This is a genomic window from Streptomyces sp. NPDC059853, assembly GCF_042731495.1.
In the GTDB taxonomy this organism is placed as follows: domain Bacteria; phylum Actinomycetota; class Actinomycetes; order Streptomycetales; family Streptomycetaceae; genus Streptomyces.
Window position 1 is genome coordinate 1 of sequence record NZ_JBHWJL010000215.1, and the last position, 9,069, is coordinate 9,069.

10 protein-coding genes and 1 pseudogene are annotated in these 9,069 nt (G+C 69.1%); 9 read left to right on the forward strand and 2 right to left on the reverse strand.

The features are described 5' to 3' along the window. Nucleotides 1-165: 165 nt before the first annotated feature. The 6 genes and pseudogenes from ACFV5N_RS20095 to ACFV5N_RS20120 all read left to right on the forward strand — a co-directional run. Complete coding sequence (locus ACFV5N_RS20095; protein ID WP_385601551.1) at nt 166-597, forward strand: hypothetical protein; 432 nt, start codon at nt 166-168, stop codon at nt 595-597. Continuing rightward, entirely contained in the window at nt 594-1,310 is a 717-nt protein-coding gene (locus ACFV5N_RS20100) for a histidine phosphatase family protein (protein ID WP_385601554.1), read from the forward strand. The genes ACFV5N_RS20095 and ACFV5N_RS20100 overlap by 4 nt, the downstream gene beginning before the upstream one ends. Next, nucleotides 1,303-2,595, forward strand: a complete 1,293-nt coding sequence (gene serS, locus ACFV5N_RS20105) for a serine--tRNA ligase (RefSeq protein WP_385601557.1) — start codon at nt 1,303-1,305, stop codon at nt 2,593-2,595. Before ACFV5N_RS20100 ends, serS begins: the two co-directional genes overlap by 8 nt. An 83-nt stretch (nt 2,596-2,678) precedes the next feature. After that, nucleotides 2,679-3,617, forward strand: a complete 939-nt coding sequence (locus tag ACFV5N_RS20110; protein ID WP_385601559.1) for a glycosyltransferase — start codon at nt 2,679-2,681, stop codon at nt 3,615-3,617. 173 nt (nt 3,618-3,790) lie between these two features. After that, nucleotides 3,791-4,606, forward strand: coding sequence for a hypothetical protein (locus ACFV5N_RS20115; RefSeq protein ID WP_385601562.1), 816 nt, complete (start codon nt 3,791-3,793; stop codon nt 4,604-4,606). Nucleotides 4,607-4,619: 13 nt separating this feature from the next. Next, nucleotides 4,620-4,892 (forward strand): annotated as a pseudogene (locus tag ACFV5N_RS20120) (L-serine ammonia-lyase, iron-sulfur-dependent, subunit alpha); the annotation flags it as partial. A 228-nt stretch (nt 4,893-5,120) separates the two neighbouring features. Here the strand turns inward: ACFV5N_RS20120 and ACFV5N_RS20125 are convergent. Further along, nucleotides 5,121-5,603 carry an Ig-like domain-containing protein gene (locus tag ACFV5N_RS20125; protein ID WP_385601565.1) on the reverse strand — a complete coding sequence of 161 codons (483 nt, stop codon included), beginning with the start codon at nt 5,601-5,603 and terminating at the stop codon, nt 5,121-5,123. A gap of 608 nt (nt 5,604-6,211) precedes the next feature. Here ACFV5N_RS20125 and ACFV5N_RS20130 point away from each other — a divergent pair. Both ACFV5N_RS20130 and ACFV5N_RS20135 read left to right on the forward strand, forming a co-directional pair. Then, nucleotides 6,212-7,009 (forward strand): IPT/TIG domain-containing protein, encoded by a 798-nt coding sequence (locus ACFV5N_RS20130; protein WP_385601568.1) that lies wholly within the window; start codon nt 6,212-6,214, stop codon nt 7,007-7,009. Between the two features lie 116 nt (nt 7,010-7,125). Continuing rightward, a complete protein-coding gene (locus ACFV5N_RS20135) occupies nt 7,126-8,364 on the forward strand; it encodes an IPT/TIG domain-containing protein (protein ID WP_385601571.1) in 1,239 nt (412 codons plus the stop codon). A 117-nt stretch (nt 8,365-8,481) separates the two neighbouring features. Here ACFV5N_RS20135 and ACFV5N_RS20140 read toward each other — a convergent pair whose 3' ends face one another. Further along, nucleotides 8,482-8,652, reverse strand: coding sequence for a hydrophobic protein (locus ACFV5N_RS20140; RefSeq protein ID WP_385601574.1), 171 nt, complete (start codon nt 8,650-8,652; stop codon nt 8,482-8,484). 114 nt (nt 8,653-8,766) lie between these two features. Between ACFV5N_RS20140 and ACFV5N_RS20145 the strand changes: the two genes are divergently transcribed. Further along, nucleotides 8,767-8,964: a hypothetical protein gene (locus tag ACFV5N_RS20145; RefSeq protein WP_385601577.1), complete on the forward strand. Its 198-nt coding sequence runs from the start codon at nt 8,767-8,769 to the stop codon at nt 8,962-8,964. The last annotated feature ends 105 nt before the right edge of the window (nt 8,965-9,069 follow it).

Genomic DNA, 9,069 nt, shown 5'->3' on the forward strand with positions numbered 1-9,069 from the left:
CCACCACCGGGACCACCGCCTGCGCGTCCAGGACCCAGGTGAAGTGGAACGCCACGAGAGCTGCAAACGGTGGCCGCGGCCCTCCAGGGCCTCCACACCTCCGGCCGTCACCGTCGCCACCTCCCGTCTCTGGCCACATACCTGGACCAGGAAGTACGCCCGCGGGTGTTGCGCAGACTCGGGTCGGTCGACCTCGGCCCGTGGCAGGGGCTCGTCGACGTACTCCTCCCCGAGCTCGTGGCCTTGCAGGAGGATGACGGCCGCGCAACGATCCTGCACGCGGACCTCTACCGCGAGAACGTGCTTTTCGACTGGCTGGGGCACCCACGGTTCGTCGATCCCCTTCCGATGGCTGGTGACGCCGCCTTCGACTGGGCCTTCTGGACCGTGTATTACGACCTCGGGCACGACACCGGTGCCCGCCTGGTCACAGCCGCCCGGGTCGCCCGCATCCCCGTCCCCGTACTGGCGCCGTGGTGCCGGGCCTTGGCGGTGGACGGTCTTCTCTACTACCTCGAAACCGCCGATCCACGCGCATCGCGAATGGCCGATGTCCTTGCGTGGTTGTCGGCGCCTACCCCAGGAGACCGACCATGACGACTTACGTCCTCCGCCACGGGCCGACCGACTACAGCCGGCACTACCTCGTCAACGGCGACCCGATCAAACCCGTCCACCTGAACGAGGACGGTCGACGGTCGCTGGGCCGAGGGTGGAACAGCCTGCCGCTCCACAGCGTCGAGACGTGGGTGGCCAGCGCGTTTCCCCGCGCCCAGCAGACCGCGAACCTACCGATGGGCGTCCCCGGACCGGAGCTGATCATCGACCCGCGGCTGAACGAACTCGACTACGGAGACTTCGAAGGAGGCCCCTTCCTCGAGTACGCCGCTTGGCTCGACGAGCACGGCGCCAGCGAGCGACCACCCGGCAGCACCGAGTCGCAGATCGAGGGAGTCCGCAGAATGCTCACGAGCGTCCTCGCGGCTCTGGAACATCCCGGCCCTCGCGTCCTCGTGGCCCACGGCCTGCTGGTTTCCGTACTCCTGTGGCACAGCACCCGGACACCGGACCAGCCCATGCCCCTGTTCTTCCCCGAGGCACCGTATGTCGAGCCCGTCGCCATCTCCGACGAGGAGCTGCCGGAACGTGTCAGGACGCTGATGAAGGATCTCCGAGCCGGCGCTGAGCGCGGTGCCGCTGACACCAGTGACGGGAGGTTATTCCGGAACGGGGACGGCTTGGCGGTTGCTACCGTCGACCCCGCATCCCCATACCACTCGCAGGTACAAAAGGATCTTCCTCATGCATGATGCCCGCGCCCTGATCGACATGGGTACCGAAGCGGTTCGTCGGCTTGCCCGCCGCGGCTACACCCTGGACCTGCCCGAGCTGGAGTCCCTCTACTCTCGGCGCAACCAGAACATCCGCTCGGCCGACGAACTGCGGGCAGCGTCCAAGCGAGTGGCGAGTGAGGTGCAGCAGACAGCCAAGCAGGGCGGCGACATCACCAAGCTGAAGGAGCGCGCCCGCGAGCTGAAGGACCAGATCCGCGAGATCGAGGCCGGCCAGGAGCAGGTCGAGGCCCAGCTTCGTGACCTGCTCCTGAACGTCCCGAACCTGCCGGACGACTCGGCCCCCGACGGTGGCTCCGAGGAGTTCGCGGTGGAGATCCGCAGCGTCGGGACGCCCCCCGCGTTCCCGTTCACCCCGAAGGACCACGTCGACCTCGGCGAGGCCACCGGCATCCTCGACTTCGGCAGGGCAACGAAGCTGTCCGGTCCGCGCTTCGCGGTCTCCCGCGGTGCCGGCGCCGCCCTGGAACGTGCCCTGGCCACGCTCTTCCTCGACCTCCACACCCGTCGACACGGTTACGTCGAGTACTCGGTCCCCTACCTGGTCAGCCGCAGGACCATGACCGGCACCGGCCAGCTCCCGAAGTTTGAGGAGGACCTGTTCAGGACCGGCGTTGCCGACCGTGAGCTGTTCCTCATCCCGACGGCCGAAGTGCCGCTGACCAATCTCTACGCCGACGAGATCATCCCTCCGGCCGAGCTCCCGCTCGCGCTCACCGCGCACACCCCGTGCTTCCGGTCCGAGGCCGGCTCGTACGGCCGCGACACCCGCGGTCTGATCCGCCAGCACCAGTTCGCCAAGGTCGAGATGGTCCGCATCGTCGACCCGGCCGATGCCGACGACGAGCTCGAGAGGATGGTCGGACACGCCGAGGCGTGCCTGAAGGAACTCGGTCTCGCCTACCGCGTCGTGAAGCTGGCCGCGGGTGACACGGGCTTCTCCGCCCAGCTCACCTACGACATCGAGGTCTGGTTCCCGAGCCAGAGCACGTACCGCGAGATCTCCTCGGTCTCGAATTTCGGCACCTTCCAGGCCCGCCGGGCGAACATCCGGACCCGTGGCGCGGACGGCAAGCCCAAGCTCGTCGCCACCCTGAACGGCTCCGGCCTGCCCATCGGCCGCACCTTGGCCGCTCTCCTCGAGCAGCGCCAGCAGCAGGACGGTTCCGTCGTCCTGCCCGAATCTCTCGTCCCGTACCTCGGCTTCCGCCGGATCTCGGCGGACGGAACACCGGAGGCATAGTGCTCGTCGGCGTCTGCGACTTCCCTGGTAGCTACGCCTTTCCTCCCGCCGGTTACGGCGGAATCGAACGATGGCTGTGGGCAGTGGCCACAGGCGCCCGAGCCGCAGGCGCCGACGTACACCTCCTCGGGCCGGGCTGGCTCAAGAGCCTGGAAGAAGACTGGGTCCGGAAGCCGGTCCGTCTGGAGGACGTCACCCCCGGAACGCTCGCCGAGCGCGAGCTGCGCGACAGCGGCTACGACCTCCTGGTCGTGGGCCACGAGTACCCGTCGCTTCCGGCCTGGACCCGCACCTGGGGCGAGCTGGACTGCGACGTCGCCACGTTCCAGCACTCGCCGGTCTTCCGGCACACCCCCACCGCGTTCGACGGCATGCGGTCGCGGCTCTACTGCTACTCGCCCGAGATGATGGAGCGCTACGCCGACCACCGTCCGATCCCCGACCTCGCTGTCCACCTGGGCCTCCACGAGGAGGAGCCTCCGGCCACAGCCGGCACCGACCTCGTCTGGCTCGGCCGGATCGACGAGGAGAAGGCACCGCACATCGCGGTACGGGCAGCTCAGATCCTTGGCCGCCACATCCAAATCGTCGGCCCGGTCTTCGACAAGGAGTACGTGCGACGTCACGAGCGCATCCTCGCCGCCGACCACGTGGAGTGGGTGGGAGAGCTCGGTCGTACTGCCAAGACGGCTGCGATCGCCGAGGCGTCCGTCTTCGTCTACACGTACGCCCGTACGTACGTGGAGGCCGGTGCCGCCGTCTTCGGCGAATCTCTGCGCGCCGGCACCCCCATGGCCGCGCTGACCTGGCGGGAAGGAACATGCGCGCAGGCAGCCCTGTGCGACGAGACCGGTGCGGTCACCGTCGTCGATCCGCGGGAGGACGACGAGACGGCGGCGCGTAGACTCGCCGACCAGATCAAGCAGGCCGAAACCCTCGACCACCGCCGGGTTCAGGAGATCGGGCTGCAGCGTTTCGACCCGGCCGGCCACTTCCAGACGATGGCCACACGGCCTTGCTGACCCGCGCGAACCGTACGGTCGGGGACGCCTTGGCCCAGCAGATACCTGGCGTGCTGCGTACTGCGTTGGGCCCGCGCTGGGAGTTCACGGTTGATGGCCACCATATCGAGGTCCGACATCGGGACCGCGGCAGCCCTTACAGACCACCGCGTAGACCGCCCTCGTGGAGGGAGTTGCTCGACTCCCTGGAGACTGGCTTCGCGGCGGATGGAGTCCCGCGTGCAGCCTGCCTCCCTCTCCGCTGGGGCCGGGAGACCGAACTGACCATCTCCGCGGTCCAGGCACTCGACCCGCTCCTCAAGGGCGGCCAACCACGCACGTACAGAAGCGGTTTCCTTCCCCAACCGGTCGTTCGCTTAACGGGCCAACGCGATGCCACCGGCCAGCTGAAGGACGGCTTCCTGACCTCCTTTGTCAACATCTCCCGGGTGCAGCCCGTTAGCGACCTGGACGAGTACGGCGCCATCCTCGACGGTTGGCTGATGGTCCTCTCACGACTCGGCTTCCACGCACGGCACCTGAGCGTCGACGGCAAGCTGTCCTCGTGGCGCCGACGGCAGGTGGAGGGCATCACTCTGCGCTTCCGCCACTTGGAGCGCACCTTCGGTGACATCGTGCTCCTGTGGAACTGCGAACACCCAGAACGCATGGCCGTAGACCTCGGCAGCGGACTGGAACGCATGGCATGGGTTCGAAGCCAAGAACGCTGGCATCGACTGATCTACGGGAACTTCGCAGGATCTGCGCCGCCGACCACGCTGGATGCCATCCGTACGGGCACGCTGTTGATCGGTCACGGCATCGCCCCAGCTGCCCGGGGCGCGGGAGGAATCACCCGGCGAGTCATAGGCTCCATCGACCGAGATGCCGCATGCCTTGGCGTCTCGGCCCTGGTCCGGGAGATGTACAGCTACTGGTCGCTGGTCGGCGTCTTGCACGTACCGTGGCCAGAGATCACGCGCATCATCGAGGAGGAGATGCACTTGTAGGGCGGACTTCGGTGGCCTGTCGGTGTCCGCGCTGATGCTGGAGAACGAGAAGGCGTGGCGTGACGAGGCCACCGTCCGCGCCGGTCTGCTGTGCATCTGGGACGTGATGGACGCCTGCGTGGCGCGCGGCCTGACCCAGGAGGGCATCCTGCCCGGCGGTCTCAAGGTCCGGCGGCGGGCGGCGAGCGCGGCGCGCAAACTGCGCGGCGAGGGGGCGCGGGCGGAAGCCGCCATGGAGTGGGTGACGCTGTTCGCGATGGCCGTCGACGAGGAGAACGCGGCGGGGGAGCTCTGACAACGCGGCGAGGTGCCGGCCGGCCGTCACGGGCGGGGGCGGTGAACGGGTGAGGGCCTTGCGGGCCGGGTGTGGAGCGCCATGTCCACATCGGCCAGGAAGGCCCCGCCGTCGTCGTGCGGTCCGTCGAGAGGCGGTGCGCCCGCCCCGGGGCCGCAGGGCTGCGGGTGGGGCGGGGCCGCGATCGGGTCGCCCCCGACGGGATGGCCGGACGACGGCTCAGCGCACCACGATCACGTTGTTGATGTCGCCGACGGTGAAGTTGATCAGGCTGCCGCAGACGAGGGCGCACCACCCGAAGGGCGGGCTGGGGGGAACGGGTGCCGACGACACGACGACGGTGGTCTCGTCGTTCGAGGCGGCGCACACGTCATTCCCGTTGTAGGCCGCGGTGATGGTGTGGGCGCCCGCGGTGGTGAAGGCCGTGCTGTACGTCGCCACGCCGTCGGAGCCGACCGGCACCGTGGCCAGGAGGTCGGGGCCGTCGAAGAACGTGACGCCCAGGCCGCCACTGGGGTCCTGCGCGCAGCTGACCGTCGCGGTCAGGGTCACCGGTGAGCCGACGTTCGCGGTTGTCGGTGAGGCCACGACCGTGGTTGCCGAGGGCTCGAGAGCGGCTGCCGGGGTCCCCAGCGCGAAAACCATGGCCAGCGCGCAGAAAAGCGCCGTCCTCCAGAATTTCAACCCCTGCCAACGTGCCACTGACACGACTCCTTGCGTCGTAGGAATACCGGGACACTTTCCTCTCCCGGACAACACAAGGACCGTAGCCGCGACGGCGCGAACGATGCGGAAGGCACTCGGGAAAGAAGCCCGCTTGGGTTCACGCTGAATCAGTCGCCACCAGAAACGGACCGCTTTCCTTGTCGCCACGGTGGCCGGCGCACCCACGGCAACAAGTTCGCAGGTCAACTACTTATGGAGTGCGGAACGGTTCCCTCTCGCTTTCGCTGCCTCACCGCCATTCTCGCCCCGGCTGACCTCTGCGTTATTGCTTTCCACCACACACATATCTCACCGCCTCTCAAGAAACATAAAGGTAACTCTTTCGGGTGATGTGCTGTTTATTCACTTGCCGCCCGTGCACCCGAATTGCTCACTGGCTGATGTTCCACCAGATGGGCCGCTCATCGCCCCACCGGGGTAATCGGCGGCAGTGCTGCGATTCCCAGGAATTCCCGGCCGCGGGTCCATTGACGGGCGCCCCGTCGTGATCTCCGGTCCGCTGACCGGTATCCGCTTCCGCCGGGGACGACGCCGGGGGTGTCGCGGCACGACATCCGGTGATCCGACCGCAGAGGAGGACTCCGATGGCACCCGTCATCACTTCCATCTCCCCCACCCAAGGCACGGCCGACACCACGGTGACCATCACGGGCACCGGGTTCGGTGCCCTCGCCACCACGCCGACCGTCCACTTCGGCAACACCAACGTGACCGGCACGGTCACCGTGGCCAACACCCAGATCACCGTGACCGCCCCCGGCGGATGCGCCGGACAGGTGAACGTCACCGTGACGGTGGGCGCCTCGACGAGTAACGGCCGGCCGTTCTTCTACGTCGCCGGCCCCGCGATCGCGGGGCTGAACCCCGACGTCGGCCCCGACACCTCACCGCCCCCCATCACTCTCTACGGCAGCGGGTTCGCCACGGCCACGGCGGTCACCTTCGGCCCCGCGGGCCCCGGCACCCTCGGCCCGGTGGTCAGTGACTCCCAGCGCACCGTCACCCCGCCGTCCTTCCCCGTCACGGGCGCACCGGTCACCGTCAACGTCACGGCGACCAACCCCGGCGGGACCAGCCCCATCACCGGCGCGTCCGGCCAGTACACCTACTACGACCAGCCCACGACCCTCTCCATCTCCCCCAACACCGGCTCCCCGGGCGACACCGGCGTCCTCATCACCGGCACCGGCTTCTACGACGTCAGCGCGGTCACCTTCACCGACCCCGCCGGCCCGACCAACTACGCCGCCGACTTCGTCGCCCTCAGCGACACCCAGCTGATCGTGACGGTGCCGCCGACGGCCCCGACGGGCACGGCACTCGACGTGACCGTCACCAACCCGGGGGGTACCAGCACTCCCCCGGTCGTCTTCACCACCTGACCTCCGCGGCCGTGTGTGTTCCGGGCAACCGGGACACGCACGGCCCCATCACGGCCCCGGGGGCGGCCGCGCTCCGCACCGATGGTGCCCCCTGAACGAGCGAGAAAGGATGCTCCATGCCACCGGTGATCACCGTACTCAGCCCCGCTCAGGGCCCCGCCGCGGGCGGCAACACCGTGGTCGTCTCGGGTGCCGGCTTCGTCGGCGTCACGTCCGTCCGCTTCGGCTCGAACAACGCCGCCTTCACCGTCGTCAGCAGCACCTCGATCCGGGCCACGGCCCCAGCGGGTTCGGGCCAGGCGATCGTGAGGGTGACCGCGCCGAGCGGCACGAGTAACGGCCTCCCCTACACCTACCTCACCGCACCCGTCCTCACCGCACTCACACCCCCACAAGGACCCGCCACCGGCGGCAACCAAGTGGTTCTCACCGGAACCGGATTCACCGGCACAAGCGCCGTCCACTTCGGCACCACACCAGCCACCTACACCGTCAACAGCAACACCCAGATCACCGCCACCGCCCCCGCCGGCACAGGATCCGTCACCGTCACCATCACCGCACCCGGCGGCACCAGCAACGGCCTCCCCTACACCTACCTCACCACGCCGGTGCTCTACGCGCTCGTGCCCGGTGAGGGACCCACCGCGGGCGGCAACCAAGTGGTTCTCACGGGTACCGGTTTCACCGGCGCCGGCGCCGTACGCTTCGGAGCCGCACTGGCGGTCTACACGGTGAACAGTGACACCCAGATCACCGCCACCGCCCCCGCCGGCACGGGCGCCGTCTCCGTGACCGTGACCACGCCGAGCGGCACCAGCAACAGCGTGACCTACAGCTACGCCGCGACAGCCGCGCCCACCCTCACCGGCCTCGACCCTCACTTCGGGCCCACGACGGGCGGCAACACCGTGTCCGTTTTCGGGACCAACCTGACAGGCGCCACTGCCGTGCACTTCGGGGGCCAGCCGGCCACCGGCGTCACCGTCGTGAACGACGGCCAGGTCACGGCGACCGCGCCGGCCGGCACCGGCACCGTGGTGGTCACCGTCACCACTCCCGGGGGGACCACCGACCCGAGCGTCGGCAATCCCTACTACACCTACGTGGCGCAGCCCGCCCTCGCCGGCCTCAGCCCCGACACCGGTCCCGCGGCCGGGGGCACGAGTGTCACGCTCAGCGGCACGGCCCTCACCTACACGGAGCAGGTGTTCTTCGGCGCCGCGCCCGCGACGTTCGCCGCGCTCTCCGACACCCTCGTTCTCGCCACCTCCCCGCCCGGAACGGGGAGCGTGCCCGTCACCGTCAGGACCCCCGGCGGGACCAGCAACCCCCTCACCTTCACCTATCAGTGACCGGGCCGTGGGTGACCGGCCCCGCACCCGTGCCCGCGCCCACGGGCGGGCGCCGATCACGTACGGTGCGGGGCCGGTCACCCCGTGGTCGCCGGCTCCGGGACTCAGGGAGGGCAGCTACCAGCGGTACCAGGTGGCGCGGCGGCCCTCTCCGGTCAGGGGGCGGACGATGAAGCCCAGGAGCCAGATCAGCAGGACCAGGACCGCGATCCACCACAGAACCTTGGCGGCGAAACCCACTCCGAAGAGCACCACGGCCAGCAGCAGCACAAGAAGCATCGGGACCATGACGTGTACCTCCTTGGGTTTCTCGGGTCGCCGTGATCGCCCGGGTTTAAACACCGCCGGTCACGGTCAGGCGGAGGAGTACGTTGCAGTCGAGCACGACAGGACGTGAGCACCGTGAGCGAGAGGACCGACAGGACCAAGCAGAAGGCCCGTGGCATGGCCGAGCAGGCCAGCGGCAGGACCAAGGAGCTCATGGGCCGGGCCCGCAGCCGGGTGGCGGACGAGCGGGCCAAGCGCGCCCGGGGTTCCCGGAATGACGGCCGCCCGCTCAAGGAGCGGTTCAAGGACGCCAAGGACGCGTTCAAGGACTGACGCGCGACCGCCGCCGCGCCCGGCGCGGTCGGCCCGTGCCTTCACGCGAGCCGCGCACCGCCCCCGGAAAGGGGAGCCGGTGCGCGGCTCGCCCGCGTCCTGCCG

Coding starts and splice junctions, on each gene's coding strand:
- ACFV5N_RS20135 (WP_385601571.1), top strand. CDS start 7,126: ATGCCACCGGTGATCACCGTACTCAGCCCCGCTCAGGGCCCCGCCGCG.
- serS (WP_385601557.1), top strand. CDS start 1,303: ATGCATGATGCCCGCGCCCTGATCGACATGGGTACCGAAGCGGTTCGT.
- ACFV5N_RS20100 (WP_385601554.1), top strand. CDS start 594: ATGACGACTTACGTCCTCCGCCACGGGCCGACCGACTACAGCCGGCAC.
- ACFV5N_RS20130 (WP_385601568.1), top strand. CDS start 6,212: ATGGCACCCGTCATCACTTCCATCTCCCCCACCCAAGGCACGGCCGAC.
- ACFV5N_RS20140 (WP_385601574.1), bottom strand. CDS start 8,652: ATGGTCCCGATGCTTCTTGTGCTGCTGCTGGCCGTGGTGCTCTTCGGA.